The sequence below is a fragment of the Stenotrophomonas sp. IS26 genome (genome assembly GCF_054188265.1).
In genome coordinates, this window is sequence record NZ_JBSZJV010000003.1 from 222472 (window position 1) to 247360 (window position 24889).

Sequence of the window (24889 nt, forward strand, 5' to 3'; positions counted from 1 at the left end):
AGGGGCCAGACTGCCGCCCTTCCGTGCCCGGTATTGTCGCATGACCCCGCTGCTGCTTGCCTCTACTTCCCGCTACCGCCGTGACCTGCTGGAGCGGCTCGGCCTGCCCCTGGAGACCGCCCGCCCCAAGGTGGATGAGACCCCCGGCCCCAGTGAGGCCCCACGGGCCTTGGCGGTGCGGCTGGCGCGCGCGAAGGCCGAGGCGGTTGCCCGCCTGCACCCGGGCCGGTGGGTGATCGGCTCGGACCAGGTAGCGGAACTGAACGGCGCCCCGCTGGGCAAGCCGGGCACGGTGGAGGGCGCGCATGCGCAGCTGGCCGCGATGTCCGGGCAGGTCGTGGACTTCCACACGGCCGTGAGCCTGGTGCGCGACGGCGAGGCCCTGGCGACCTGTGATCTGACCCGGGTCCACTTCCGTGCCCTGGGGGCTGAAGAGATCGCCCGCTACGTGGCCGCCGAGCAGCCGCTGGACTGCGCCGGCAGCTTCAAATGTGAAGGCCTGGGCATCACCTTGTTCGAGGCGATCGAGAACCGCGACCCGACCGCACTGATCGGGCTGCCCCTGATCGCGCTGAGCCAGCTGCTGCGCCAGGCCGGCCACACCCTGCCCTGAGCCTCAGCGCAGCTGCAGCGCCTCCAGGCAGCTGGCATCAAGTTCGCCGGTGGCCCAGCCAACCCAGCGGCCCGCCAGCGGCATGGCCAGGCCCACGGGACGCCCACCGCATTGCAGGACCAGCCGCGGCGCCCTGCTCTGGGCGCTGAACTGGATGCGCCAGGCCGAGCCCCCGAGGGTGTTGCGCACCGCCACGAGGGAGACATCGCCGACCGGAACGACCACGCCGGGTGCCGCCGTTGGCGCACCCTCCAGATAGCGGGCTTCCGGCCAGGCAAACACGGAGGCCCCGTGCGCGCGCAGGCTGGGTAGCGCCGCCAGCACTTCGCCGGGCACGCTTTCGCCATGGGTCTGATCCGGATCGACCACACCGGCCGCGGCCGCCGTGGCGGTCATGTTGGCCACCCGCTGCATGCCGGCGCCGAGATAGGCCATCCACGCCGTGCTCGGCACGGCCACCAGCGCCAGCAGCAGGGCTGCCCACGCCACCCGCCCGGGATGGCGCAGGCCGACGCGCACGATCGTCCACAACACCAGACCGGACCAGAACAGCCACGACCAGGGCACATAGCGCGTTGCGGCCACCTGCGTGGGGTAGTCAGCGAAGTAACTCCAGCGGCTCAGTGCGACCAGCGCGCCCACGGCCAGGCCGAACCATGCCATCGCCAGCCCCACCGACTCCCCGGCCCCGGCGCTGCGGCCGCGCTGCCAGGTGCGCCAGGTCATGCCGAACAACGCGGTCAGCCCCGACGCACCGATCAGCAGATGCGGCCAGCGCGAGGTCAGCACCGGTCCGAACAGCGCCTCATACGCGCTCGCCACGGACTGGACCGCACCGCGCACGGGCGCGAACGGCAACTGCTGCGCCGCCGCTGGATCCAGTGCCGGCCAGGCCAGATAGATGAAGGGCGAGGCCAGCCAGCGCAGCAGCACGTCCAGCTGCGGCAGCGGGGCAAGCGCCATCTGCGTCGGCATGCCCGTCCGCCCCATGCCCAGGTGCAGCCCGACCGCCACGAGCAGGGCGGCGGTCCATGGCACCCAGTGCGACCACGGCGCACGCCGCACCATCATCACCGCCGCCAACCCCACGAACACGGCCACGCCGCTGCCGAAGGAGAACGTCGCCGCGACGCCACACACGGCGGCCACTACCGCGCCGCGACGATCGCCACGCAGCAGCAGGGCGACGCCGGCCATCAGCGCTGCGGTGATCAGGTACGCGTGGACCGATTCGTTGGCATGGGTGAGCGCGCGCTGGCTGCCCAGCCAGAAGATCGACAGCGCCGCGACCAGGGCGGCGGCGGCGCGCACCGGTGGTGCCATGGCATCGGCCCTGATGATCCGGGCCAGCAGCCCTGCTGTCGCCAGTGCCAACGCAACGCCGGTACCGATCTGCAGCCATTGATTGCCGTGCAGCCACTCCAGCTCGGCATAGCGCACCAGGTTCGGCAGGATTTCACGGTGGCCATTGTCCGACACCAGTACGTTGCCCGGCCACGGCATCTCCAGCAGCTTCTGGGTGAAGCGCCACGGATCGGCGTACAGCACGCGTGGCGACAGCCACAGCATGGCGGCCACACCCACCGAAACGATGCCCGCCACCGCGCACCACAACGTCCGGATCAGCGCAGGCGCCACCGGCGCGGGGTACGGATGGGAAGCAGACAAGGGGGTAGATTCCTGCGGCGCATCGCGCATGACGGTGTCATCCATGGAAGAGCACGCACGTTCAGCGCGCGGGGACGGTAAAGGCCTGTTCCTGCCACTGCTCCACGCTGCCGTCCTTGCCGTGCAGCGTCATGCCGAGCCAATGACGGCCGGGCGCGAGGTGGTCGGTCTTCAGCGTGGCATCGAAGGCCACATTCGGGTGCTGCGGATCGGTGGAGATCTTCCACGCGCCGGTGATGTCGTAGGGCCGCCCGTAGACCGCATCGCCCACCGGCCTGCCATCGACCAGCAGCTCGACACGCGCGATGCCCACGCCATCCTTGAAGGCCCAGCCACGCACCTCGAGGGGGCTCCCCACCGCGGCACCGGGCTGTGGCGCATCCAGCCAGGCCATCGCCGGCGTGACGCACGGCCCCTCCACGCGTTCGGCCGGCAGCTTGAACAGCAGGAAGCGCTGGAAGCCATGATCGTTGCTGACCACACGCGGTGGCGGCAGCGGGCCGACCTGTTCGCAGACCGCGTGGTAGCGCGCCAGCAGATCGCGATAGCGCTGATCGCTGGGCGACAGCACCAGCAGCATCGGCGCGTCGCGCTGGCCATCGTGCAGCAGCCCCCACAGCCCCAGCTGCGCACTGCGGCCGTGCTTGTCGTTCAGCGGGTGGCGCAGCACCTCGATCGAGGGATCGCGCAACTGGAAGCCCAGCTCCGCCCCCACCTTGAAGTTGCCGGCCAGCACGCGCGTGCCGGGCGGCATGCTTTTCAGCTCGTCGCGCACGGCGCCTGCCAACGGTTCCCAGCCGGCAAAGTTGCGTGGGTAATACTTGTAGCCGGCCAACTGCTCGCGCACGCTCGGGATGGACGCCGTCAGGTAATAGCCGAAGGCCAGCGCGAGCCCGGCGCCGGCCAACCACCAGCCGGTACGGCGCAACCAGCGCGGCCAGCCGTTGAGCACCACCGGCACGGCGATCAGCAGCGCCAGATAACCCGGCAGCGGCCAGTGGAAACTGATGCGCTCCACATCGGTGAAGAAGCCCAGGCCGAAGATGGACAGCGTCGACACCGCGCCGATCAGGCCGAAGTAACGCCATTGCGCGCGTGCGCCGCCACCGGAGCGGGTGCCCGCCAGGGCCACCTTCCACATCGCGATGCACAGGATCGGGGTGACCAGCATCGGCTGGATCACCAGGAACCACAGCCCGCTCCATTCGAACGCCCACGGGTGGCGCTCGATCACCTGGAATTTCAGGCCCGCATCATGGTTGTCGGCATTCCACGACAGCAGCGGCAGCCACGCCAGCACACCCACCGCCAGGGCCACCCAGACGCGCGGATCGCGCAGCATGCGCCGGCCCTGCGGCAGCACCAGCAGCGCGATGAAGCCGACCACGATCACGCCGATGAAGCGGTAATGGCTGAGTGCGCCGATCGCCAGGCCGGCGGCCAGTTTTACTGCCGCCGCGGCATCGACACTGCGCAGCAGGCGCGCGCCGGCATCCAGGCACAGCACCGCAGCCAGCGCCATCGGCACATCGGGCACGGCCAGCATGCCCAGCGTGGCCGACAGCGGCATCAGCAACGTGAGACTGCCGGCCTGCCAACCGGCCACCGCACCGAACCAGCGCGTGGCGATGCGTGACACCAGCCATGGCAGCCACGCTCCGATCGCCAGGAACGGCAGGCGCAGCGCGAGCACATGATTGCCGCCCACTTCCACGCCCAGGCGTGCCAGCCAGGCGGTCAGGCCCGGCAGGTCCGAATAGGCCGCCGCCAGGTGCTGGCCTTCCTGCCAGTAAAAAGCTTCGTCCACGAACAAGGGCAGACGTGCGGCCACCACCAGCTTGACGGCGGTGACCAGCGTCCACAACAACAGGAATATGGTGCGTGCGCGTTGTTCGCCCTGCATTGCTCTATAGAATCAGTGGAATCATCGAATCGAGACGGACATGGATCATTCGCCCCCCGTGCCAGCCATGCTAACCGATGTACTGCGTCAGTCCCTTCGCGCCGCCCAGGATCAGGTCAACGGGCTGGTGCTGGGCAAGGCACAGGAGGTGCGGCTGGCGTTCGTGGCGCTGCTCTCCGGCGGCCATCTGCTGATCGAGGACCTGCCCGGGCTGGGCAAGACCACCCTCGCCCACGCCATGGCCTGCAGCCTCGGGCTGGGCTTCCAGCGGGTGCAGTTCACCTCCGATCTGCTGCCGGCCGATGTGCTTGGCGTCTCGGTGTATGACGCCGGCAGCCGCCAGTTCCAGTTCCACCCCGGCCCGGTCTTCACGCATGTGTTGCTGGCCGACGAGATCAACCGCGCGCCGCCGCGTACCCAGAGTGCGCTTCTGGAAGCGATGGCCGAGCAGCAGGTCACCCTGGATGGCGTGACCCATCCGCTGCCGGATCCCTTCTTCGTCATCGCCACCCAGAACCCGGTCGACCTCTCCGGTACGTTCCCGTTGCCGGACTCGCAGCTGGATCGCTTCCTGCTCCGGTTGGCCCTGGGCTACCCCAATCCGGAATCGGAACGCGAGCTGCTGCGCGGCACCGATCGCCGCCATCTGATCGCGCAGGCCACCGCGCGCCTGAGCGAGGTGGACGTACGCACGCTGCGCGAGGCGGTGGGCCAGGTGCATGCCAGCGAGGCGTTGATCACGTATGTGCAGGCCCTGCTCGCCCGCAGCCGCCAGCACGCCGGGGTGCGCGTGGGCCTGTCGCCGCGTGCCGGCCTGGCATTGCTGCGCGCCGCCAGGGCGCATGCGCTGCTGCTCGGCCGCGCGCATGTGGTGCCCGAAGACGTGCAGACCCTGTTCGTGGCAGTGGCCGGGCATCGCCTGGTGCCCGAGGCCGAAGCCGGCAACGGGCCGGCACTGGCCCGCGCCATCCTCCAGACCGTGCAGGTCGACTGAGATGCGCCGCGGCTGGGGAGCCCGCTGGCAGCAACTGCAACATCTGGCGCGACCGCGCCGCCCAGAGCACCTGCCGTGCCGGTTCGACCGGCGCCGCATCTATGTGCTGCCGACGCGGTTCGGGCTGTTCGTCGCCGCGCTGCTGTCGGCGATGCTGCTCGGCGCGCTGAACTACAACAACAATCCTGCGCTGCTGCTGGCCCTGTTGCTGGCGACGGTCAGCATCGCCAGTGCGATCAGCGCGCACCTGCAGCTGTCCGGGTTGCAGGTGGATGCGGTCTCCGCCGAGCCGGTCACCGCGGGCGCGCCGTTGCGGCTGCGCATCAGCCTGTCGCGCGCCGATACCCGTGCCCGGCGCGGCCTGCAGGTGGAGCACGAGGGCGTGGCCGCGTTCGGGCACCTGATCGACAGCGACCAGATCGAAGTGGATCTCGAGCTGCCCACGCACCGGCGCGGCTGGTTCGACCTGGCCCGCATCCGCATCGCCACCACGCAACCGCTCGGTCTGGTGCGCGCGTGGTCGTGGGTCTGGCCGGAAACGCCGTTGCTGGTCTATGCCGCACCGGAAACGCACGCACCCGCCCTGCCGGAAAGCGGCGGCGACCCCCTGCATACCCGCGTGCATGCCAGTGGCGACGAGCTGCATCAGCTGCGCCCGTATCGCGCTGGCGACCCGATGCGCAGCATCGCGTGGAAACACTCCGCGCGACGCGACACCCTGTTGGTGCGCGAGTACGAAAAGCCGGTCGGGGTGGAGATCGTGCTGGACTGGTGGCACCTGGCACCGCTGGGCACCGAAGCACGGATCGCACGCATGGCGCGCTGGATCGACCTGGCCGAGCGCGAAGGCCGCCGCTACAAGCTCAAGCTGCCGGGCCAACCGGTGCTCGGGCCCGGCAACGGCAGTGCCCATCACCATCTGTGCCAGCGCGCGCTGGCGCTGTTGCCCCATGACTGACCGGCCCGTGTCCCTGCTCAGTCCCGGCGCGCGCTACTGGACGCTGGCCAGCGCGGCGCTGGGCCTGTTGCCGCTGCTGCTGCAGCTGCCCACCGTGCTGGCCGCCGTCATCGCCGGTGTCGCACTGCTGACCGCGCTGGCCTCGCGGCAGCGGCTGCTGCCGGGCGCCCTGCGCCTGTTGCTGGTGCTGGCCATGCTGGCCGCCATTTATTGGCAGATGGGTCCACGGCCTGGCCGCGACACCGGCTGCGCGCTGCTGGCCGCAATGCTCGCCCTGAAATCCAGCGAGCTGCGCAGCCTGCGCGATGGCCGCAGCCTGGTCGGCTTCGGGCTGTTCGGCCCGTTCGCCGCGTTCCTGCTGGACCAAGGCCCGTTGACGATGACGCTGGCCGTGCTGGCCGGCCTGGTCGCCCTGCTCGCCCTGCAACGCCTGGCACACCTGGAGGGACAGGCACCGCCAGCGCCCCTCAAACGCCAGTTGCGCGGCATCGGCCGGCTGGTCCTGCTCGGCCTGCCGCTGGCCTTGGCCGGTTTCTGGCTGTTCCCGCGCTTGAGCGAACCGCTCTGGGGCATCCCGGACCGCGCGGTGGGCAAGCCCGGCCTGTCCGACACGATGGAGCCCGGGGAGTGGCTGGACCTGATGGCCGATGACACCCCGGCGCTTCGCGTGCAGTTCTTCGGCGCGATCCCGGCGCCGCAGCAACGTTATTGGCGCGGGCCGGTACTGACCCATTTCGATGGCAAGCGCTGGGAGCAGGACCGGCGGCAGATCGCGCGTGCGCCGGCCGCGGTGACCCACGCCAGCACGCAGTGGGACTACCAGATCGATTACGAGCCAACCGATCGCCGCCAGCTGGTCGCGCTGGATCTGCCGCTGCAGGCACCGCCCGGCAGTGACCTGGATGCCAACCACAGCCTGCGCAGCCATGCGGCACTGAACGCGCTGACCCGTTGGCGGCTGACCTCGGCACCGGCGGTGGCCTATACCGACGCGCTGACGCCTTACGAGCGGCGCCTTGCGCTGCAGTTGCCCGACGGCTTGAATCCGCGCACGGCAGCCCTGGCCCGGCAGTGGCGACAGGACGCGGGCAGCAATGATGCGGTGATCGTGCAGCGCGCGCTCGACTGGGTGCGGGCGCGTTTCGTCTACACCCTGGATACGCCCGAGCCCGGTCGCGATGGCGCGGACGAATTCCTGTTCGATCAGCAGGCCGGCTTCTGCCAGCACTTCAGCTCCTCGTTCGTCGTATTGATGCGCAATGCAGGCATCCCGGCGCGGGTGGTGACCGGCTTCGCGGGCGGCATCCGCAACCCGTATGGCGACTACTGGGTGCTGCGCCGGATGGATGCACATGCCTGGGCCGAAGTGTGGCTGCCGGGGCGTGGCTGGGTGCGGGTCGATCCGACCGCCGCCGTTGCGCCGGAGCGCGTTTACGACACGCTTGAGGACCGGCTGGGGGCCGGCGCCGCCGGCGCCACGCTGGACAGCCGATGGCTGCAGATCGGGCAGATGGGCGACTGGCTGCGCCGGGGCTGGAACGACCTGGTCCTGTCCTTCGATGCCAACCGTCAGCAGCAGCTTCTTGAACCGTTTGGTTTCGAGCGGCTGGACCCGAGCCAGCTGGTGGGAATTTTCATCGTCTTCGCACTGGCCGCGCTAGGCTGGATGGCATGGCTGCTGGCCCGGGGCGAACGCGAGCGCGACCCGCTGCTGCGCGCGTGGCACGTGCTGGGACGCCGGTACGCGCGCTATGGACTGTCCCGCGCCAGCGCCGAACCGGCTGGCGAGTGGGCACGCCGGGTAGACCGGCAGCGACCCGATCCTGCGCTGCTGTCGCTCAGCGCGCGTTTCGTCCAGGCGCGCTACGCTGGCGCTGACGTCGACCTCACTTCATTATTGCGCGACCTGCGCAGGCATCGCCCGACCTCCGGAGCATCCCCATGAAGATTCAAATCCTGCTTCCCCTTGCTGCCTCTCTGGCATTGGCTGCCTGCGCCACCGCGCCCAAGCCGTTGCAGGGGCAGTTCAGTATGGTCAGCCCGCGCGACGCGGTTCCCACCCAGCAGGTGGGCACCCCGGTGCGCTGGGGTGGCCGCATCATCGAAACCAATCCGGGCCAGGGCCAGACCTGCTTCCAGATGATTTCGCGCCCGCTCAACGGCAGTGGCCGCCCGAGCACCACCTCGGCCGACGCCAGTGACGGCCGCTTCATCGCCTGCCGCGCCGGCTTCTATGATCCAGCGGTGTTCGAGCCGGGCCGCGATGTGACCTTCATCGGCAAGATCGGCGGCTACGAGAACACCCGGATCGGCGAGTACGACTATCGCCTGCCGAAGCTGGATGCCGACGTCATCTACCTGTGGCCGGAACAGCGCCAGGTGGATGTGGTGCCCGCCTACCCGTACGGCCCGTGGGGCCCGGGCTGGGGTCCGGGTTGGGGCTACCGCGGCTGGGGCTGGTGGTAACACGCTGACGCAGAAACGCCGCCCTCGGGCGGCGTTTTTGTCTGTGCCTGGCCGGCTCAGCCGTTGGGCGTTCCGAAGTGACCCAACTGCGCGCCGGCCAGCAGGTGCAGGTGGATATGGAACACCGTCTGCCCGGCGTGCTCACGGCAGTTCATGACGATCCGGTAGCCATCCTGCGCGAAACCTTCGCGGCGCGCGTACTCCGCGGCGGCCATGGCCAGCTTGCCGATCAGGTGTGCCTGCTCCGGGCGCACGTCATCCAGGGTCGGGATCGCCTCGTGCTTGGGAATGAACAACACGTGCACCGGCGCCTGTGGGGCGATGTCCTTGAAGCCGAGCACCTCCTCGTCTTCGTAGACGATGGTGGCCGGAATTTCGCGGCGGATGATCTTGCCGAACAGGGTGTCGTGACTCATGAGGGCACCTCGTGGAACAGGGCCTTGGAGAGTAGCGCGGATGCGCACCCGGTTTCGATCATTGCCGCGCGGTGCGCCGCGTCATTCCTGCACTTCGGTACGCGTGCCGAAGGCGTGCGACAGCGTGCCGCGATCCACGTATTCCAGTTCGCCACCCAGCGGCAGACCCTGCGCGAGGCGGCTGGGCCGCACCTTGCAGCTGCGCGCCATCTGCGCCAGGTAATGCGCGGTCGCTTCGCCTTCCACGGTGGCGCTGGTGGCGATGATCAACTCGTTGACCTCGCCCTGCTTCAGCCGCGCCTCCAGCTGATCCAGGCCCAGCTCGCGCGGGCCAATGCCATCCAGCGGCGACAGCCGCCCCTGCAGCACGAAGTACACCCCGCGGTAACCGGTGGCCGTTTCGATCGCCAGGCGATCGGCCGGTGATTCCACCGCACACAGCTGCTGGCGCTCGCGGCTGCCGTTGGCGCAGACCGCACAGATATCGGTCTCGCTGAAATCCCGGCACTGCTCGCAATGCCCGATCCGCTCGATCGCCTTGGCCAGCACCTCGGCCAGCTTCTGGCCGCCCTCGCGCTCGCGCTCCAGCACGTGGTAGGCCATGCGCTGGGCGGTCTTCTGGCCCACGCCCGGCAACACGCGGAAGGCCTCGATCAATTGTTCGAGCAGGGGCAGGCTCATGGCGGATCGCTCATCTCAGAAACAAGCGCGCGAAGCCCGGAGGCTTCGCGGCGCGGTCAACACGGTCGCGCCAGGCAGACACCCGGCGCAGGCGGTGGGTCAGAACGGCAGCTTCATGCCCGGGGGCAGCTGCATGCCGGCGGTCGCCGAACCCATGCGGTTCTTCGACTCGGCGTCGATCTTGTTGGAGGCATCGTTGAACGCGGCGGCCACCAGATCTTCGGTCATTTCCGCATCGGACAGCACCGACGGATCGATGCGCACCTTGCGGCATTCCTTGGTGCCGGTCAGGGTCACGCTGACCATGCCGCCGCCGGCGCTGCCGGTGACTTCCAGCTTGGCGAGGTCTTCCTGGGCCTTCTGCAGGTTTTCCTGCATCTTCTGGGCCTGCTGCATCAGTTGGGCGATATTGCCGCGCATGGGTCTTTACTCTTCAAAAGGACGAATGGAATCGGCGACGACCCGGGCACCGTGTTGCTGCACCAGCAACTGCACCGAAGGGTCGGCCATGAAAGCGGCTTCCGCCGCCGTCTGGCGTTCGCCACGCTGGCGGTCAGCGCGCTGATGCAGGGTCTCGGCACCGGCTGCACCGGTATCGATCACCAGGCGCGGGGCCTGCCCCAAGGGGCCGGTCAACGCCGCGATCAGCGCCGCCTGCGAGCGGTCCGAACTCAAGTACTCAAATCCGGGCGAAATCGCCAGTTTCAAGACGCCGTGCTGGTAGCTGATGAACGCCGAGTGCGCAGCCAGCTGTTTGGACGGGCCATTGAGCTGGCTGCCGGCCACCAGTTCCAGCCAGGCATCGGCGGTCAGGTCACCGCTTTCGCCGACGGGCGCGGTGTCCGGAGCAGATGGGGCGATGGCGATGCCCTGCGGGCGGGCCACCGGGGCGGGGGCATCACGTACAGGCGCGGGCGCAGCAGGTGCCACGGTCCGCTCGGCCGGCGCTTCCCACGGGGCGACCATGGCCGCATCCGGGGTGGCCATTTCAGCAGCCAGCGCTTCGTCGCGATCGGCGGCATCGCTCTCGTGGTGCCACGGCGGCAGATCGTCGTCGGCAGCGGGCGCTGTGACGCTGGGCTTGGCCGGTTTCACCGGCTCGGCGGCTGCCGGGGCCGGGGCCGGGTTCGGGGCCGGGGAAGGTTGCTTCGGTGCCGGCGGTGCGGGCTCAGGTGCCGCGGAGACAGGAGCAACCACTGGCTCCAGCGGGGCCGGCTGAGCGACGGGGGCGCTCGCCTTGACCGGCGCCACGACCGAAGCAGACGCCGCGCTCGCTGCCGCAGCGGCCATGCCGGTGCCGTGGCCGCTGGCCTGGCCACCACTGTTCACGCCGGTCCCGGTGCCCGGATCGCGGGGCACGGGCGGTACCGCGGCGGCGGGACGGAAGGCCAGCATGCGCAGTACGGCCATCTCGAACCCGGCGCGCGGGCTCGGGGCCAGGTGCAGGTCACGACGGCCGCCCAGGGCCATCTGATACCAGAGCTGGACCACTTCCGGGCGCAGGCGCTGGGCGAAGGCCTCGGCATCGATCCCCTCGCCCGCCGTCGCGGCGCCCGGCACCAGCTGCTGCACCTGGATCCGGTGCAGGGCCTCGGCCAGGGCATCGAGCACCCCGCTCCAGTCCGGCGAGAACTCGGCCAGCAGGGCCACGGTCTGCAGCAGGCGCGGGCCATCACCATCGGCCAGCGCATCCAGCATCGCGGCGACCTGGGTGCGGTCCACCGTGCCCAGCATCGCGCGCACCACATCCTCGCGCAGCGCACCGCCGGCATAGGCGATCGCCTGATCCAGCAGCGACAGGCCGTCACGCAGGCTGCCATCGGCGGCCTTGGCCAACTGCACGATCGCGGTCGGGTCGGACTCGATTTCCTCGGCCGCCAGGATCTTGGTCATCTGGCCCTGGATCTGGTCCTCGTCCAACCGCTTCAGGTTGAACTGCAGGCAGCGCGAAAGCACCGTCACCGGCAGCTTCTGCGGATCGGTGGTGGCCAGCAGGAACTTCACGTGCTCCGGCGGCTCTTCCAGCGTTTTGAGCAGCGCATTGAACGCCGCCTTGGACAGCATGTGCACTTCGTCGATCAGGTAGACCTTGTACTTGCCGCGGGAGGGCATGTACTGGGCGTTCTCGATCACCTCGCGGACATCATCCACACCGGTATTGGACGCAGCATCGATCTCGAGCAGATCGATGTAGCGGCCGGAGTCGATATCCAGGCAGGCCGGACACTGACCGCATGGATCGGCGCTGGTGCCCTGCTCGCAGTTCAGCGACTTGGCGAAAATACGGGCAATGGTGGTCTTGCCGACCCCGCGGGTGCCGGTAAACAGGAACGCATGGTGCACCCGGCCGCTGTCCAGCGCATTGCTGAGCGCACGGACCACGTGTTCCTGGCCCACCAGCTCGGCAAAACGCTTAGGACGCCACTTGCGGGCAAGGACGAGATAGGACATCAGGCCACCGTCTTCATCGGGACGACCATTGTGCCACGCCTGTCCAGCCCCCCTGCCCTTCGTGACGAACCGCTTGTGCGAATCCAATTCCCCCGCTAGAATCTGCGCCCCTGCAGCGGGTTATCGCAGCAGGTCCGGAGAGGTGTCCGAGCGGTTGAAGGAGCACGCCTGGAAAGTGTGTAAGCGTCTAAACCGCGCTTCGGGGGTTCGAATCCCCCTCTCTCCGCCACACAAATAAAAAGGCCGCCCTCAGGGGCGGCCTTTTTATTTGTGCGACGGACAGCATGGGGGACGAGAACCCCAACGGGTTCGACGGATTCGCCAGGAGCGAATCCGGACAGCCGAACGGCTGGCCCTGGAGCGCGTCAGCGCGGAAGGGCTGGGTGCATGGATGCACCCAGCAATCCCAATGAAGCGGCCACCCTGCATCCGAAGCCTCTGCGCCGCCAACGCTAGCGCCACGCAAACCGTCGCCACCGCTAACGGTAGAGCCGACCGCTGGTCGGCTGCTCTTTGCGCAGCCACCCCATGCCAAAGTCCCCCCATGCCCACCCTCCGCCCCTACACCCCAACTGACGCCCCCGCCTGCCTCGCACTGTTCGACACCAACGTGCCGCGTTACTTCGCCCCACACGAACGCCACGACTTCGCCACTTACCTGCTCCACCCACACCGCGCCCACGACTATCTGGTCATCGAACACAACGGCCACCTTGTCGCCTGCGGCGGCCTCGCCCTCGACAACGAACACACCGCGGCCTTCTGCTGGGGCATGGTCGACCGCACCCGGCATCGCCAGGGCCTGGGCACGCAGCTCTCCCACGCACGCCTGGCTCACGCAAGAACGCTCGGCGCCCAGCGCGTCACGCTCAGCACCAGCCAGTACACGCAGGCGTTCTACGCCGGCCTCGGCTTCGTCGTCACCCACATCACCCCCGATGGGCACGGCCCCGGACTGGATGCGGTGGAGATGGCACTCGAACTGGCGCCACGTTGAGCGGCGCCAGTGATTGGAGTACGTCAGGGTTACGTCAGCCGCGCATCGCGTGGCCCTACCCCCGAGCGCGCAGCGTGCGTTTTGAACGCCTCAGCTGCTGCTCAACTTCATCAACACCAACCCGCTCACGATCAACACCGCCGCGGCAATCCGCATCGCGCTGACCTGCTCGCCGAGGAAGGTAATGCCGATCACGAACGCGCCAACCGCGCCGATGCCGGTCCAGATCGTGTACGCGGTGCCCAACGGCAACGTGCGCATTGCCAACGACAGCAGCCAGAAGCTGGCAATCATGGTCACGAGGGTGATGATCGAGGGGGTGAGCTTGCTGAACCCCTCGGACTGCTTCATCGAGAACGCCCAGACAATTTCCAGTACACCGGCTGCCAACAGATAGATCCAGGCCATGCGGCCCTCCTTGATGGGGGCCAGGCCGTCCTGGTCAGTGATTCCCGAAATGGGGGAGGCCGTTCCTCCTGTGCAGCGCATTTTAGCAACCCGCCCGCGCATTGGCCGCTCCGTGTCACGACGGGCTACACGGGATTCAGCCTCCGCGTCTGGCACTGCGTGCCACGCATGCGCTAGAATGCGCGACTGCACTGCCGGGCCTGTTCCTGCGGTGCACCTTCCGCCTGCGGCCGGCTGATCCTTGATCGCCCTGCAGCCGGAACGTCTCTATGGTGGCCCCGTCGGCCCCTCGCGACGCTAGGTCGAAAATCCCGCCAGGGCCGGAAGGCAGCAACGGTATCGATCGACGCGGGCGCCGAGGTCAGCCGGCGGGGCCGCCACCTTTTTGGGCTCCCGGTTTTCCCCACGCGATGCTGCCGCTCAAGGCGCTGCGGGCGTGCCCTGGTGGAACACCATCCGCCATGCCTCGCCGTGCAGCCGCCACAGCGAGCTGCGCAGCACCTCGCGCTGGCGCACCCCGTCGATCACATACCAGCTGCGGTAGCGCACCTGCGCCAGCGTCGGGGCCAGCAGGCCGACCTCGTAATCGCTGGACACGATCTCCACCTGCGCGCGCTCGCGCGGAATCTCGGCCAGCGCAGCAGCACGGTCGAAACACGCGCCCGAGCTGCCTATCTCACGGAAGTCGTCATCCAACAGCGCCGCCAGCTGCGCGACATCACCGCGGACCGCCGGCCCATGCAACGCGCGTTCGAGCGCCTGCAGATGGGCGGCCAGCGCGTCATCCATGCTCAGGGCGGATCCTGGGCCAGCACGTGCACGGCGGTCGGGGTGGCCAGCGCCACACGTTCACCGGGCAGGGCCACGCGGTGGCCACGCTGGCGCAGCGCATCGCCGTCGCTCTCGCTGGCGTAGTGGTACAGCAACATCCGCGCCTGCAGCTCGGGCGTGTACTCACGCTCCAGGTCATCCACACCGGTGTGTGAGGGATTGCCGTGCAGGCCGCAGTCGTGGGCGATCAGTTCATTGTCGTCGGCATAGCGCGCCAACATTTCCGGAATCGGGCGGGTATCGCCGCTCCAGGTGACCGCGCCCTTCAGGCGCAGCCCATATGCGGTTTCCGGCCAGTGATGGCGGACCGGGAAGACTTCCAGGCGCACGCCGTCATGCCAGAATGCATCGCCGACCACGATCAGCTGGAAGGCATCCCAGAAGTTGGCGCCGCCCTCGGCCAGCACGTTCGGATAATCGGCCACGCGCTTGTGCAGCAGCGGCACGACCGTCGCCGGCACGTACACGCGGATGCGCCCACGACGCTGCGGCGAGAAATAGGCATCCACGAACAGGCGTTCGAAACCGGCGACATGGTCCAGGTGCACATGGGTGACGAACAGGGCCTGCGGCACATGCCCGTAGTGCGCCTGGAAGGCCGTCAGCCCTTCCCCGCCGCAATCGATGGTGAGCCACGGGCGGCCGTCGCGCTCGATCACCGCCATCGGCGAACCCAGCTGCACGGCCGACGCATTGCCGACCCCCATGAAGCGCAATGCCCAGTCCATCAGTAACCCCGGTTCCAGGCCAGGTCGTAGGCGCGGCGCAGCCGTGCGTAGTCCTTTTCGACGTCGTCATGACTGCGTTCACCGCGCAGCTTGATCAGCGAGCGCAGCAGCCGCTTGAGATTGCGTTCGCGCCAGCGGGTGGCCGGGATACGCAGCACGCCGCGATCGAAATCGATCAGCCAGCCGTGGCCGTTGGCGTCGAACAGAATGTTGTGGGCGTTGAGATCGGCATGGTCCAGCCCGGCGCGATGGAAGCGCGCGATCAGCCGGCCGGTCTCTTCCCATGGCGCGCCGCGCCCGGCGACCAGCGCGCGGTCGGCCAGCGAGCGCACGCCCTCCAGCCGCTCCATCAGGATCGCCGCTTTGTAGCGCAGGCCTTCGCGCATGTAGAACGCGGCGATCGGGCGCGGTACCGGCAGCTTCTGTGCGTGCAGGGCGCGCATCAGCCGGAATTCGGCAAAACTGCGGGTGCGGTTGGCGCCGCGCCAGAGGTAGTGGTCCCGGCTGAGCTTGGCCGCCAGGCCGCCGCGCAGGTACTGGCGCAGCACGGCATGACCGAAGGGCGCATCGACGAACCAGGCGCCGCCGCGTCCGCCATCGGCGACCGGTCGTGCCCGCTCGCCCCAGTGGGCCGGCGCGAACAGGCTCATCTCGGCTTGCCGCAAGGCTTCGCGGTCGAACAGAATGGCGCCGATACCGCGTCCATCGCGGCAGGGCGTCAGCGCTTCAGTGGCGTCGAATGCGACCATTCCTTCGAGTCTAACAACACCATGGCACCAACGTCCTCTTCCTTGTGTCTTTTGCGTTTGTCCGCGCTGGGGGACGTGACCCACGTGGTGCCGCTGGTGCGCACCCTGCAGCAGGCCGATCCCGGGGTGTCACTGCACTGGATCATCGACAAGGCCGGCCACAAGCTGCTCGACGGGCTGCCCGGCGTGACCTTCCACAGCTACGACAAGAAGACCGGCCTGGCCGGCATGCGGGCCCTGCGCGACAGCCTTCCCGCGGGGCGGTTCGATGCGCTGCTGCAGATGCAGGTCGCCTTCCGCGCCAATGTGCTGTCTGCCTTCGTACCCGCCAAACGCCGCATCGGCTACGACAGATCGCGCTCCAAGGATCTTCACGGGCTTTTCATCAATGAGCGCATTCCCGACCGCCCGGGCATCCACGTACTCGACGCGATCGGCAGCTTCTGCGAGCCGTTGGGCCTGAAACAGACCGAGGTCAGCTGGGACCTGGCCGTGCCGCCGGCGGCGTTCGAGTGGGCCAATGCCCAATGGGCCGACGATGGCCGCCCGGTGTTGATGATCTCGCCCTGCTCCAGCCACGTGCGCCGCAATTGGTATGCCGACCGCTATGCGGCCGTGGCCAACCACGCCACCTCACGCGGCTGGCGGGTGGTGCTGTGCGGTGGGCGCAGCGACCTGGAGCGCGGCATGGCCGATGCCATCCAGGCACAGCTCACCACCCCGGCGCTGGATCTGGTCGGCAAGGACACGCTGAAGCAGCTGCCCGCCCTGTTGGCGCGCGCCGCGCTGGTGATGACGCCCGATTCGGGCCCGATGCATATCGCCAACGCGATGGGCGCCAAGGTGCTGGGCCTGCATGCGGCCAGCAACCCGCACCGCAGCGGCCCCTACTCCGACCGCCGCTACTGCGTGGACCGCTACGACGCTGCCGCGCGCAGATTCCTGGGCAAGCCGGCCAGCGAACTGAAATGGGGTGCGAAGGTCGAATTCGACGACGTGATGCAGCTGATCACGGTCGAGGACGGCATTGCCGCCTTCGAACGTTATGTGGCCGATTACGCCCCGCGCGGCGCGTAATCCTTGTACGACTTCTCTTCCACGTAGAGCGAGCCCAGCGCCAGGTTGATGTCCTTCTTGATGCGGGCACGCTCATCGTTCTGCTGGTAGACGCTGCGGGCCAGTTCGACGAAGTGGTCATCGAAGGCCTGGGCCTTGTCCTGCAGGCGGATGTTGTCTTCGATGTCCCACAGGCGCTCGTTGACGGCCTTCAGCTCGGCACGCAGACGCGCGATGTCCTTGACCCCGGCCGGGTGCGCCATCCAGGTCTTTTCCAGCGCGCTCAGCTCGGTGCGGATGTTGGCCAGCTTGGCCTCGTCGCTGATGCGCTCGGACTTGATCTGCAGGATCGAGATCTTGTCGAGCAGTTCACCGAAGGACACGGGGACGAGGATTTCAGCGGTCATGGTGGGGATCCGTATACGTGAGGTGGGCAGTTTAGCGGAGCGCATGTTGGAGGGGTGTGGGGCAAGCGTGCGGCCGCTTCATTGGGACTGCTGGGTGCATCCATGCACCCAGCCCTTCCGCGCTGCGCGCTCCAGGGCCGCGCCTCCCAGAGCTGGAGACGCCGTTGGGGATGACCGCGTCGCCGCGCGCCCGGGAATGTCGGTGATGGCGCTGAGGGCTTCGGAAACAGGGTGGCCGCTTCATTGGGATTGCGGGGTGCATCCCTGCACCCCGCCCTTCCGCGCTTGCGCGCTCCAGGGCCAGACGTTCGTCTGTCCGGATCTGCTCCTGCAGATCCGTCGAACCCCCGTCGGGGGTTCTCGTCCCCCCGCAATTGGGCGCCGCTCATTTCGTAGCGGTCGGAAGACGCCCGATCTCGGACATGAAAAAGGCCACCCAATGGGCGGCCTTTTTCATGTATCTGGCGGAGAGGGGGGGATTCGAACCCCCGAGGCGCTATAAACGCCTGCCTGATTTCGAGTCAGGTACATTCAACCGCTCTGCCACCTCTCCAGATGGTCCCGGCGAACCGGGACGCGAATGATACGGGCAGGACGCGCTGGCGACAAGTCATTGCGGGCAAAGAAGTGAATTTCTTCTGTATGGATGCCTTGCCGGATGTCCGGCGGGCCGCGATCATGCCGTTATCCCTCGCAATCCTCACCGGCACGCGCCTTCATGATCGAATTCGGACACCTGACCCACCCCGGCCTGCGCCGTGACCTCAATGAGGATACGTATTACGGCGATGGCGAACTGGCGCTTTGGCTGGTCGCCGATGGCATGGGCGGGCACGCCTGCGGTGAGGTGGCCAGTGCGCTGGCGCGCGAGACCATCGTGCGCGAGATCCGCCGCGGGGCGACGCTGGCGCATGCGATCCGCATCGCCGATGAGGAGATCATCCGCACCTCGCGCCGCCGCAACGACAGCCTGCCGATGGGCACCACCGTGGTGGCGGCCCGTGTGCAGGGCAGTCGGTATGAGGTGGCGTGGGTCGGCGACAGCCGCGCGTACCTGTGGCGCGACGGCACGCTGGCCCAGCTCAGCCAGGATCACAGCGTGGTCCAGGAACTGGTCGCGCAGGGCAATCTGACCGCCGAGCAGGCGCGTGCGCATCCGCATCGCAATGTAGTGACCCAGGCGCTGGGCGTAACCGATCCGGCGCACCTGAATGTGGCGACCACCACCGGTGAGCTGCGCCCGGGCATGCAGTTGCTGCTGTGCAGCGACGGGCTGACCGAAGAGGTCGAGGACAAGGGCATCGCCCGTACCCTCGCCTTCGATGATGCCAGTGCGCAGGAATGCGTGGATACGCTGGTCGCCGCCGCGCTGGATGGCGGCGGTTCGGACAACATCACCGTGATCCTGGTGCGGTGTCATTGAGGCAGGCATCCCGACCAACGGCCGGGATCTACCGGGGGCGGGCCGTCAGGCGCTGACCGCTTCCACCGCTTCAGGCTCACCATCCCAGATCGCGCGGCCGGCCTTCTTGCGCAGCTTGGCCAACCGCGCTTCGTGCGCTTCCAGCTCGGAGGCGGTGGCAACCACGCGCGGGCGTGGCAGCAGGCGCGAGGTGTCAAAGGTCTGCGCGTGGGCGCTGCCGGTTTTCTGCTCATCGGCCGAGCCGAAGCCGATTTCTTCCTGGCCCGAGGTCAGGGCGATGTACACATCGCCCAGGATCTGGGCATCGAGCAGGCCGCCGTGCAGCTGGCGGTGGGCGTTGTCCACGCCCAGGCGACGGCACAGTGCATCCAGCGAATTGCGCTGGCCGGGGAAGCGCTCGCGCGCCATCTTCAGCGTATCGATCACCGTGCAGCGGTCGGTGATCTTGCCGTAGTGGTCGCCCAGCAGCGACAGCTCGTTATCCAGGAAGCCCAGATCGAACGCCGCGTTGTGGATGATCAGCTCGGCGCCGTCGATGTAGGCGAGGAAGTCGTCGACGACCTGGGCGAAGTCCGGCTTGTCAGCCAGGAACTCCAGGGTCAGGCCGGTGACTTCCTGCGCGCCCTGTTCGAACTCGCAGTCCGGCTTGAGGTACTGGTGGTAGTTGTTGCCACTGGGGCGGCGCTCGAGCAGTTCCACACAGCCGATTTCGACGATGCGGTTGCCCTTCCGCCATTCCAGGCCGGTGGTCTCGGTATCAAGGATGATCTGACGCATGGGCTCAGTGTACCGGGCCAGCGGCGCGGATCCGGATCGCGGCGTCGCGCGCCAGCTGATCCACGCGCTCGTTGTCCGGGTCGCCGGAATGACCCTTGACCCAGCGCCAGTCAATGGTGTGCTTGAGCGTGGCCGCGTGCAGGCGCTCCCACAACTCCCGGTTCTTGACCGGCGAGCCGCCGGCGGTCTTCCAGTTCTTGCGGATCCAGCCGGGCATCCACTCGGTCAGGCCCTGGCGCACGTACTGCGAATCGGTGAACAGCACGATGTTGCACGGCTCGGTGAGCGCTTCCAGCCCCGAGATGGCCGCCATCAGCTCCATGCGGTTGTTGGTGGTATGCGCTTCACCACCGCTCAGTTCGCGCTCGTGCGCGTTGTAGCGCAGCAACGCCGCCCAGCCGCCGGGACCGGGATTGCCGAGGCAGGAACCGTCGGTGTGGATTTCTATCGTCTTCATTCCATTCCAGATCAGGTGGCCACGGTGCCGTGCCAGCGTGGCGCAGCCACGGGCGTCGGTCCCGGCAAGGCCAGAGTGCGTTTTTCAGCGGTGAACAGACAGGCAGCCCGCAGCGGGGCCAGATCGCGCCGCGCCGGCGAGCGGTCACGCCACATCGGGCCGAGGTACTGCAGGTCTTCGCAGCTCAGGCCGGCCTGCGTGAGGGTGTGGCGCAGCCGCTGCGGGCTGCGCACGACCAGCCCGTGATGGCGCCACTGGCGGCGGTACGGGCTGAACGGGTTGAGCGTGGAAAGCCACAGGCGGCCGCCCGGCATCAGGACACGGGCGCAGTCGGCGATCAACGCCTCGGCATCCCGCGCGGTGACATGCTGCAGGACGATCGCATTGACGCTCTCATCCGGCAGCGGCAACGGCAGCCCGCAGTGCACATCCCCGGCGTAGGCCGCGCCGTCCCGGAACAGGCGCAGGCCACGGCCGGGCAGTTCCACACTCCCCAACCAGCCAGGCGTCGGTGCCAGCCATAGCCAGGGGTTCACCGGACGCTCGGCGAGGAGGGTGCGCAACCGCTCGGATTCCAGACGGCACAACGCTTGTGCCGGTTCAGTATCAAACCAGGATGCGACTGTCGCTTGACGGGGGCTCGGCACGAGGGGCATGGTCCAATTCTATGCGACTGACCGCCCTACCCGCGTTTGCGGACAATTACATCTGGGCGCTGGTCGCCGACGACGGCCGCGCCGTGGTCATCGACCCCGGCCACGCCGACCCCGTCCTGGCCGCCGCAGCGCAGCAGGGATGGGCCCCGCACAGCATTCTGCTGACCCATCACCACGACGACCACATCGGCGGCGTCGCCGAACTTCAGGCCCGTTTTCCGGCGGTGGAGGTCTATGCACCGGCGGAACCGCGCATTGAGGTCCCGGCCCATCGGGTCGCCGAAGGTGAATGCGTTCAGGCATTGGGGCTGGGGTTCCACGTAGTATCCGTGCCCGGGCACACCCGGAGCCATATCGCGTTTCACACCGCTGAACACCTTTTCAGTGGCGATGCGTTGTTCAGCCTGGGCTGTGGGCGCATGTTCGAAGGTACGCCTCCCCAGCTTCTGGCATCCCTGCGGAAGCTGGCGTCCCTGCCAGCGCAACTGATGGTCTGTTGCGCCCACGAGTACACCCTGTCCAATGCCGTCTTCGCGCGGCATGTAGACCCCACCAACGCTGCGCTGTCGCAGCGCCATGAGGAGGCCTTGGCCATGCGCCGCGATGACCTGCCAACGCTGCCGGTTTCACTGGCAAGCGAGCTGGAATGCAACCCGTTCCTGCGTACGAACACCCCCGCCATCCAGGCGGCCGTCAGCGCCCATCTCGGGCGTCCCGTTACCGATGAAGTCGATGTTGTCGCAGGGCTGCGACACTGGAAAGACGGATTTCGAACATGAGTCGGCGATTGTTGCCGCTCGCGCTTGGCCTGGCGATCGCCGTGGCCGGCAGCGCGGGCGCCCAGTCGTTGACCGCCGGCATGTCGCAGAACGTGGCCGGCCTTTCCTCCCTCCCCCTGACCGCTGCGGCGCTGCCGCCGGCCTCGGTGCGCAACGGGCAGGACATTTTCGCCAGCTTCCGCGATGGCCTGGCCGAACCCACCTGCGACGCCGAGGCGACCAGCCCGCGTTGGCAGAAGCAGTTCGCGCATGCCCCCTCGCGGTTGGCCAACCAGGATGATGATGCGCTGGTGCTGTTCGGCTATGTGGTCGAAGAGCTGCGCAAGTCCGACCTGCCCACCGAATTCGCGCTGATTCCCTTCGTGGAAAGCGGTTACCGGCCCAACGCCCGCAACGGCGGCGGCCCGGCCGGCCTGTGGCAGTTCATCGCCACCACCGCCAAGAACCACCGCGTGCAGATGACCCCGGGCTACGACGGTCGCCTCTCGGCAGTGGATTCCACCCAGGCCGCGGTGCGGTACCTCAAGACCCTGCACGGCATGTTCGGCGGCGACTGGCGTTTGGCGACGATGGCCTACAACGCCGGCGAGTACCGGGTGCTGCAGTCGCTGCGCAAGGCGGGCATGAACGCGCAGAACGCGCGGCCGGCCGAGTTGCCGGGGCTGTCGCCGGTCACCTATGCCTATGTCGAGAAGCTGCATGCGCTGGCCTGCGTGCTGGAAGATGCGGAAACCGAGCCTGCGGTGATGGCCTCGCTGGATCGCACCGTGCCCGTGCTCAAGGGCCACACCCTGCCGGCCGGCACCAGCGTCCAGCAGTGGGCCCAGCAGCGCGATCTGGACCCGGCGCGGATCGCCCGCCTCAACCCGGCCCTGGCCAGCGGCAAAGGCCGCCCGTCCGGCCAGGTGACGGTTCTGGCCCCAACCGCGCACGCGCCGGTGGATGCCAGCGCCAGCGTGGCCGCCATTGCGATGGCTCCCAGCGCACCGGCGGACACCACGGCGGCCCGCACGACCCCTGCGCCGGCAGCCACCCGTACCGTCGCCAGCGCGGATCGCCCGCGCAGCCGCCGGCATACCGTGCGCGACGGCGAGTCGCCCTGGACCATCGCCCGCCGTTACGGGATGCCGCTGAAGGCCCTGCTGTCGCTCAATGGGCTCAGCGGGAGCAGTGTGCTCAAGCCCGGTGCGGTGCTGCGCGTCGAAGACTGAGCGCGCGGATCGCATCGCGGGTGACGACACTGCCCGGTCCTGCCGGGCAGTGTCGTTTTCAACAAAAAGCCCGGCATTGCCGGGCTTTTTGCTGTGCAGCAGACGCCGACCCGGTTAGAGGTTGGCTTCTTCGGTCTGCACCTTGAAGTGCTTGCGCATGGCGTCGACGTAGGCCTTGGCGGCGGCCATGCCGTCGATCTGGCTCAGCTGCTCCTTGAGCTGCTGCTGCTGGGCGGGATCCACTTCGGCCACGTTGCCCGGGGTGACCTTGGTCACCGCGTAGATCACGTAGCGGCCCTGCACGGCAACCTTGCCGTAGCTCGGCTTGCCTTCGGCCGGCAGCGGCGCGCTGAACACGGCGCGGTTGATCTCCGGGGTCGGCACCGGCTGGGTACGCGGCAGGCCCGGCAGCGGGCTGATCTGCAGCTTGTCGCTGGTCGCCAGCGCCTGCAGGGTCTGCCCGGCCTTCAGCTTGGCCAGTACGGCGTCCACGGCCTTCTCCGAGGCCTGGCGGGTGCGGTCGGCATGGATCGCGGCGATCACCTGCTCACGGGCCTTGGCCAGCGGCAGCGCCTGCTCCGGGCTGTGCTCGGTCACGCGGATCATCACGTTGTGGTTCGGGCCCAGTTCGATCGGGTCGCTCACCGTGCCATCCTGGGTCAGGATGTCGGAGAACGCCGCGCGCAGCACGGCCGGATTGGCGGCGATGCCGCTGGCGGTGGCGTGCGTGAACGGACCGATCGTCTGCACCGGCAGGCTCATGTCCTTGGCCGGGCCTTCCAGCGAGGTCGGGTTCTTGTAGACCAGATCGACCAGACGGCCACTCAGCTCGGTGAACACGCGGTCGGTGTCGGCCTTGAGCTGCTCGGCCGCCAGCTGGTCACGAACCTCGTCGAACGAACGGCCTTCGCCGCCCTTGGTCTCACGCAGCTTGAGCACGTGGAAACCGAAGTCGGTCTTGACCGGCCCGGTGACCTCGCCCGCCTTCATGGCGAACAGGGCATCTTCGAACGGCTTCACCATCGCGCCGCGTTCCACCCAGCCCAGGTCGCCGCCGGTGTCCTTGGAACCCGGATCTTCGGAGTTGGCCTTGGCCAGTGCGGCGAAATCGGCGCCCGGTGCCTTGGCTTGCGCAGCCAGGCGCGTGGCCTTTTCTTCAGCGGCCTTGAGCTTGGCCGGATCGCTGCCGTCGGCGCTGATCAGGATGTGCGAGGCCAGACGCTGTTCCGGCGTCGCGAAGCGTGCCTTCTCATCCTCATAGCGCTTGCGCAGGGTGGCTTCGTCTGCCGCCGCCGGCGCCGGCAGGTTCGCGCCGTTGATCTCGACGTACTCCAGCGACACGGTTTCCGGCTGGCGGAAATCCTTGGCGTGGCTGTCGTACCACTGCTTGATCTGCGCGTCGGTCACTTCGGCGGTATCGGCCGGGGTTTCCGGCAGCGCGGCCAGTTCGACATCACGGGTTTCGCCCAGCAGCTTCATCAGGCGCTCGGCTTCGCTCTGGGTGGTGAACCCGGAACGCTGCAGGGCCGACGGAATGATCGACTGCTGGATGCTCTCGCGCACCAGCGCTTCGAACTGCGTCGGGGTGCGCGGGGGATTACCGCTGGCCAGCGCGATGCGGTAGTTGTCCTGGTTGAACTTGCCATCCGCATCCAGGAAGGCCGGGATCGAGGCGATGTACTCGCGCACGGCACCATCACCGATCACGATGCCGGACTGTTCGCCGGCCAGGCGCACGACCTGCTCATCGATCATCTGATCGAGCACGGCCAGTTTGCTTTCGGTGCTTTCGAACTGGCGCGGATCGAAATCCTCGCCCTGTTCCTGGCGTGCCTGCTGGCGCGCCTGTTCGAAGCGCACGCGGAAATCGTTGGAGCTGATCTCATGGTGCTGCCACAGGAACGAGACCGGCCACCACGACGGGGCGGACTTCCACCAGGTCGGCGGGGCGGCCACTTTGGCCACGTTCTGCGAGCCGACGCCACCGAGGTAGCTGGAGTCGATCACGAACAGGAACGGAATCATCAGCAGCCCCAGGATCACGGTAACGATCCAGCCCGAGGTCTTGTCGCGAAGTTTCTGCAGCATGGGAAAAATCAAGGCCTGATTGGCGAGCCCGGCAGTGTAACCCGCTTCGCGGCAGGCTCCAAAAGTGCCCGCGGCCGCCCCTGCGCGCGATCCGCCCGCTGCCACACCCGCTGACCGTGGCGGACGACGGGCGTGCGCCGCCTCGTCGATCGACATGCTGAATTGAAAACAA

25 protein-coding genes, 2 tRNA genes and 1 other RNA gene are annotated in these 24889 nt (G+C 68.1%); 12 read left to right on the forward strand and 16 right to left on the reverse strand.

The window, feature by feature from the left end:
• Positions 1-40: 40 nt before the first annotated feature.
• A complete protein-coding gene (locus tag ACW6W5_RS04680; protein ID WP_152154358.1) occupies positions 41-613 on the forward strand; it encodes a Maf family protein in 573 nt (190 codons plus the stop codon).
• 3 nt (positions 614-616) lie between these two features.
• Here ACW6W5_RS04680 and ACW6W5_RS04685 read toward each other — a convergent pair whose 3' ends face one another.
• A complete protein-coding gene (locus ACW6W5_RS04685) occupies positions 617-2281 on the reverse strand; it encodes a hypothetical protein (RefSeq protein ID WP_226956718.1) in 1665 nt (554 codons plus the stop codon).
• A 61-nt stretch (positions 2282-2342) separates the two neighbouring features.
• Entirely contained in the window at positions 2343-4184 is a 1842-nt protein-coding gene (locus ACW6W5_RS04690; RefSeq protein ID WP_152154356.1) for a glycosyltransferase family 39 protein, read from the reverse strand.
• Between the two features lie 40 nt (positions 4185-4224).
• Between ACW6W5_RS04690 and ACW6W5_RS04695 the strand changes: the two genes are divergently transcribed.
• Genes ACW6W5_RS04695 through ACW6W5_RS04710 form a run of 4 tightly spaced genes read left to right on the forward strand, consistent with a single transcriptional unit; the run spans position 4225 to position 8602 of the window.
• The gene (locus ACW6W5_RS04695) at positions 4225-5178 is read left to right on the forward strand and encodes an AAA family ATPase (RefSeq protein ID WP_121043048.1); all 954 of its coding nucleotides are present in this window, start codon (positions 4225-4227) and stop codon (positions 5176-5178) included.
• A gap of 1 nt (position 5179) precedes the next feature.
• Positions 5180-6136, forward strand: coding sequence for a DUF58 domain-containing protein (locus ACW6W5_RS04700; protein ID WP_152154354.1), 957 nt, complete (start codon positions 5180-5182; stop codon positions 6134-6136).
• Positions 6129-8081, forward strand: a complete 1953-nt coding sequence (locus tag ACW6W5_RS04705; protein WP_152154352.1) for a transglutaminase TgpA family protein — start codon at positions 6129-6131, stop codon at positions 8079-8081. Before ACW6W5_RS04700 ends, ACW6W5_RS04705 begins: the two co-directional genes overlap by 8 nt.
• Positions 8078-8602 carry a Slp family lipoprotein gene (locus ACW6W5_RS04710; RefSeq protein ID WP_019185338.1) on the forward strand — a complete coding sequence of 175 codons (525 nt, stop codon included), beginning with the start codon at positions 8078-8080 and terminating at the stop codon, positions 8600-8602. Before ACW6W5_RS04705 ends, ACW6W5_RS04710 begins: the two co-directional genes overlap by 4 nt.
• A gap of 56 nt (positions 8603-8658) precedes the next feature.
• On the opposite strand, the gene ACW6W5_RS04715 is transcribed toward ACW6W5_RS04710, so the two are convergent.
• The 4 genes from ACW6W5_RS04715 to dnaX all read right to left on the reverse strand — a co-directional run bounded on the left by ACW6W5_RS04715 (position 8659) and on the right by dnaX (position 12150).
• On the reverse strand, positions 8659-9018 hold the full coding sequence (locus tag ACW6W5_RS04715; protein ID WP_152154349.1) for a histidine triad nucleotide-binding protein: 360 nt from the start codon (positions 9016-9018) through the stop codon (positions 8659-8661).
• Positions 9019-9099: 81 nt separating this feature from the next.
• Positions 9100-9699, reverse strand: a complete 600-nt coding sequence (gene recR / locus ACW6W5_RS04720; RefSeq protein ID WP_121043040.1) for a recombination mediator RecR — start codon at positions 9697-9699, stop codon at positions 9100-9102.
• A 99-nt stretch (positions 9700-9798) separates the two neighbouring features.
• A complete protein-coding gene (locus tag ACW6W5_RS04725; RefSeq protein WP_019185335.1) occupies positions 9799-10119 on the reverse strand; it encodes a YbaB/EbfC family nucleoid-associated protein in 321 nt (106 codons plus the stop codon).
• A 6-nt stretch (positions 10120-10125) separates the two neighbouring features.
• Positions 10126-12150 (reverse strand): DNA polymerase III subunit gamma/tau, encoded by a 2025-nt coding sequence (dnaX, locus tag ACW6W5_RS04730; RefSeq protein ID WP_152154347.1) that lies wholly within the window; start codon positions 12148-12150, stop codon positions 10126-10128.
• 136 nt (positions 12151-12286) lie between these two features.
• On the opposite strand from dnaX, the gene ACW6W5_RS04735 reads away from it, so the two are divergent.
• A tRNA-Ser gene (locus tag ACW6W5_RS04735) sits at positions 12287-12379 on the forward strand.
• 315 nt (positions 12380-12694) lie between these two features.
• Positions 12695-13147 (forward strand): GNAT family N-acetyltransferase, encoded by a 453-nt coding sequence (locus ACW6W5_RS04740; protein WP_121043007.1) that lies wholly within the window; start codon positions 12695-12697, stop codon positions 13145-13147.
• A gap of 90 nt (positions 13148-13237) precedes the next feature.
• On the opposite strand, the gene ACW6W5_RS04745 is transcribed toward ACW6W5_RS04740, so the two are convergent.
• On the reverse strand, positions 13238-13555 hold the full coding sequence (locus ACW6W5_RS04745) for a DMT family transporter (RefSeq protein WP_123728503.1): 318 nt from the start codon (positions 13553-13555) through the stop codon (positions 13238-13240).
• Between the two features lie 278 nt (positions 13556-13833).
• On the opposite strand from ACW6W5_RS04745, the gene ffs reads away from it, so the two are divergent.
• An RNA gene (gene ffs, locus ACW6W5_RS04750) (signal recognition particle sRNA small type) lies at positions 13834-13930 on the forward strand.
• A gap of 45 nt (positions 13931-13975) precedes the next feature.
• Here ffs and ACW6W5_RS04755 read toward each other — a convergent pair.
• The 3 genes from ACW6W5_RS04755 to ACW6W5_RS04765 are packed head-to-tail and all read right to left on the reverse strand — an operon-like array spanning position 13976 to position 15863.
• Positions 13976-14344, reverse strand: coding sequence for a nuclear transport factor 2 family protein (locus ACW6W5_RS04755; protein ID WP_121043003.1), 369 nt, complete (start codon positions 14342-14344; stop codon positions 13976-13978).
• A 2-nt stretch (positions 14345-14346) separates the two neighbouring features.
• Positions 14347-15114, reverse strand: a complete 768-nt coding sequence (locus ACW6W5_RS04760) for an MBL fold metallo-hydrolase (RefSeq protein ID WP_121043001.1) — start codon at positions 15112-15114, stop codon at positions 14347-14349.
• Positions 15114-15863, reverse strand: coding sequence for a 3-deoxy-D-manno-octulosonic acid kinase (locus ACW6W5_RS04765; protein ID WP_458233618.1), 750 nt, complete (start codon positions 15861-15863; stop codon positions 15114-15116). Before ACW6W5_RS04765 ends, ACW6W5_RS04760 begins: the two co-directional genes overlap by 1 nt.
• A gap of 21 nt (positions 15864-15884) precedes the next feature.
• Here ACW6W5_RS04765 and ACW6W5_RS04770 point away from each other — a divergent pair, with 21 nt between their 5' ends.
• Positions 15885-16940: a glycosyltransferase family 9 protein gene (locus tag ACW6W5_RS04770; protein WP_458233619.1), complete on the forward strand. Its 1056-nt coding sequence runs from the start codon at positions 15885-15887 to the stop codon at positions 16938-16940.
• Here ACW6W5_RS04770 and ACW6W5_RS04775 read toward each other — a convergent pair.
• Positions 16919-17326: a DUF6165 family protein gene (locus ACW6W5_RS04775; protein WP_019185792.1), complete on the reverse strand. Its 408-nt coding sequence runs from the start codon at positions 17324-17326 to the stop codon at positions 16919-16921. The genes ACW6W5_RS04770 and ACW6W5_RS04775 overlap by 22 nt on opposite strands.
• Positions 17327-17788: 462 nt before the next feature.
• Positions 17789-17879 (reverse strand) — tRNA-Ser (locus ACW6W5_RS04780).
• 165 nt (positions 17880-18044) lie between these two features.
• On the opposite strand from ACW6W5_RS04780, the gene ACW6W5_RS04785 reads away from it, so the two are divergent.
• Complete coding sequence (locus tag ACW6W5_RS04785) at positions 18045-18749, forward strand: PP2C family protein-serine/threonine phosphatase (protein ID WP_121042995.1); 705 nt, start codon at positions 18045-18047, stop codon at positions 18747-18749.
• Between the two features lie 45 nt (positions 18750-18794).
• Here ACW6W5_RS04785 and dnaQ read toward each other — a convergent pair whose 3' ends face one another.
• Genes dnaQ through ACW6W5_RS04800 form a run of 3 tightly spaced genes read right to left on the reverse strand, consistent with a single transcriptional unit; the run spans position 18795 to position 20639 of the window.
• Positions 18795-19526, reverse strand: a complete 732-nt coding sequence (dnaQ, locus tag ACW6W5_RS04790) for a DNA polymerase III subunit epsilon (RefSeq protein ID WP_121042993.1) — start codon at positions 19524-19526, stop codon at positions 18795-18797.
• Between the two features lie 4 nt (positions 19527-19530).
• A complete protein-coding gene (rnhA, locus tag ACW6W5_RS04795) occupies positions 19531-19983 on the reverse strand; it encodes a ribonuclease HI (protein WP_121042991.1) in 453 nt (150 codons plus the stop codon).
• A gap of 11 nt (positions 19984-19994) precedes the next feature.
• Entirely contained in the window at positions 19995-20639 is a 645-nt protein-coding gene (locus tag ACW6W5_RS04800) for a methyltransferase domain-containing protein (protein WP_121042989.1), read from the reverse strand.
• Between the two features lie 11 nt (positions 20640-20650).
• Here ACW6W5_RS04800 and gloB point away from each other — a divergent pair, with 11 nt between their 5' ends.
• Positions 20651-21418 carry a hydroxyacylglutathione hydrolase gene (gene gloB / locus ACW6W5_RS04805; RefSeq protein WP_121042987.1) on the forward strand — a complete coding sequence of 256 codons (768 nt, stop codon included), beginning with the start codon at positions 20651-20653 and terminating at the stop codon, positions 21416-21418.
• A complete protein-coding gene (locus ACW6W5_RS04810; RefSeq protein WP_458233620.1) occupies positions 21415-22629 on the forward strand; it encodes a transglycosylase SLT domain-containing protein in 1215 nt (404 codons plus the stop codon). The genes gloB and ACW6W5_RS04810 overlap by 4 nt, the downstream gene beginning before the upstream one ends.
• A gap of 114 nt (positions 22630-22743) precedes the next feature.
• Here ACW6W5_RS04810 and ACW6W5_RS04815 read toward each other — a convergent pair whose 3' ends face one another.
• The gene (locus ACW6W5_RS04815) at positions 22744-24717 is read right to left on the reverse strand and encodes a peptidyl-prolyl cis-trans isomerase (protein ID WP_282260354.1); all 1974 of its coding nucleotides are present in this window, start codon (positions 24715-24717) and stop codon (positions 22744-22746) included.
• Between the last annotated feature and the right edge of the window lie 172 nt (positions 24718-24889).

Excerpts from the sequence above, each read along its gene's own strand:
- recR (WP_121043040.1), bottom strand. The coding sequence starts at position 9,699 with ATGAGCCTGCCCCTGCTCGAACAATTGATCGAGGCCTTCCGCGTGTTG.
- ACW6W5_RS04725 (WP_019185335.1), bottom strand. The coding sequence starts at position 10,119 with ATGCGCGGCAATATCGCCCAACTGATGCAGCAGGCCCAGAAGATGCAG.
- ACW6W5_RS04715 (WP_152154349.1), bottom strand. The coding sequence starts at position 9,018 with ATGAGTCACGACACCCTGTTCGGCAAGATCATCCGCCGCGAAATTCCG.
- ACW6W5_RS04690 (WP_152154356.1), bottom strand. The coding sequence starts at position 4,184 with ATGCAGGGCGAACAACGCGCACGCACCATATTCCTGTTGTTGTGGACG.
- ACW6W5_RS04760 (WP_121043001.1), bottom strand. The coding sequence starts at position 15,114 with ATGGACTGGGCATTGCGCTTCATGGGGGTCGGCAATGCGTCGGCCGTG.
- ACW6W5_RS04710 (WP_019185338.1), top strand. The coding sequence starts at position 8,078 with ATGAAGATTCAAATCCTGCTTCCCCTTGCTGCCTCTCTGGCATTGGCT.
- ACW6W5_RS04800 (WP_121042989.1), bottom strand. The coding sequence starts at position 20,639 with ATGCCCCTCGTGCCGAGCCCCCGTCAAGCGACAGTCGCATCCTGGTTT.
- ACW6W5_RS04700 (WP_152154354.1), top strand. The coding sequence starts at position 5,180 with ATGCGCCGCGGCTGGGGAGCCCGCTGGCAGCAACTGCAACATCTGGCG.
- ACW6W5_RS04785 (WP_121042995.1), top strand. The coding sequence starts at position 18,045 with ATGATCGAATTCGGACACCTGACCCACCCCGGCCTGCGCCGTGACCTC.
- rnhA (WP_121042991.1), bottom strand. The coding sequence starts at position 19,983 with ATGAAGACGATAGAAATCCACACCGACGGTTCCTGCCTCGGCAATCCC.
- ACW6W5_RS04775 (WP_019185792.1), bottom strand. The coding sequence starts at position 17,326 with ATGACCGCTGAAATCCTCGTCCCCGTGTCCTTCGGTGAACTGCTCGAC.
- ACW6W5_RS04745 (WP_123728503.1), bottom strand. The coding sequence starts at position 13,555 with ATGGCCTGGATCTATCTGTTGGCAGCCGGTGTACTGGAAATTGTCTGG.
- gloB (WP_121042987.1), top strand. The coding sequence starts at position 20,651 with ATGCGACTGACCGCCCTACCCGCGTTTGCGGACAATTACATCTGGGCG.
- ACW6W5_RS04770 (WP_458233619.1), top strand. The coding sequence starts at position 15,885 with ATGGCACCAACGTCCTCTTCCTTGTGTCTTTTGCGTTTGTCCGCGCTG.
- ACW6W5_RS04695 (WP_121043048.1), top strand. The coding sequence starts at position 4,225 with ATGGATCATTCGCCCCCCGTGCCAGCCATGCTAACCGATGTACTGCGT.
- ACW6W5_RS04680 (WP_152154358.1), top strand. The coding sequence starts at position 41 with ATGACCCCGCTGCTGCTTGCCTCTACTTCCCGCTACCGCCGTGACCTG.
- dnaQ (WP_121042993.1), bottom strand. The coding sequence starts at position 19,526 with ATGCGTCAGATCATCCTTGATACCGAGACCACCGGCCTGGAATGGCGG.
- ACW6W5_RS04755 (WP_121043003.1), bottom strand. The coding sequence starts at position 14,344 with ATGGATGACGCGCTGGCCGCCCATCTGCAGGCGCTCGAACGCGCGTTG.
- ACW6W5_RS04705 (WP_152154352.1), top strand. The coding sequence starts at position 6,129 with ATGACTGACCGGCCCGTGTCCCTGCTCAGTCCCGGCGCGCGCTACTGG.
- ACW6W5_RS04815 (WP_282260354.1), bottom strand. The coding sequence starts at position 24,717 with ATGCTGCAGAAACTTCGCGACAAGACCTCGGGCTGGATCGTTACCGTG.
- dnaX (WP_152154347.1), bottom strand. The coding sequence starts at position 12,150 with ATGTCCTATCTCGTCCTTGCCCGCAAGTGGCGTCCTAAGCGTTTTGCC.
- ACW6W5_RS04740 (WP_121043007.1), top strand. The coding sequence starts at position 12,695 with ATGCCCACCCTCCGCCCCTACACCCCAACTGACGCCCCCGCCTGCCTC.
- ACW6W5_RS04810 (WP_458233620.1), top strand. The coding sequence starts at position 21,415 with ATGAGTCGGCGATTGTTGCCGCTCGCGCTTGGCCTGGCGATCGCCGTG.
- ACW6W5_RS04765 (WP_458233618.1), bottom strand. The coding sequence starts at position 15,863 with ATGGTCGCATTCGACGCCACTGAAGCGCTGACGCCCTGCCGCGATGGA.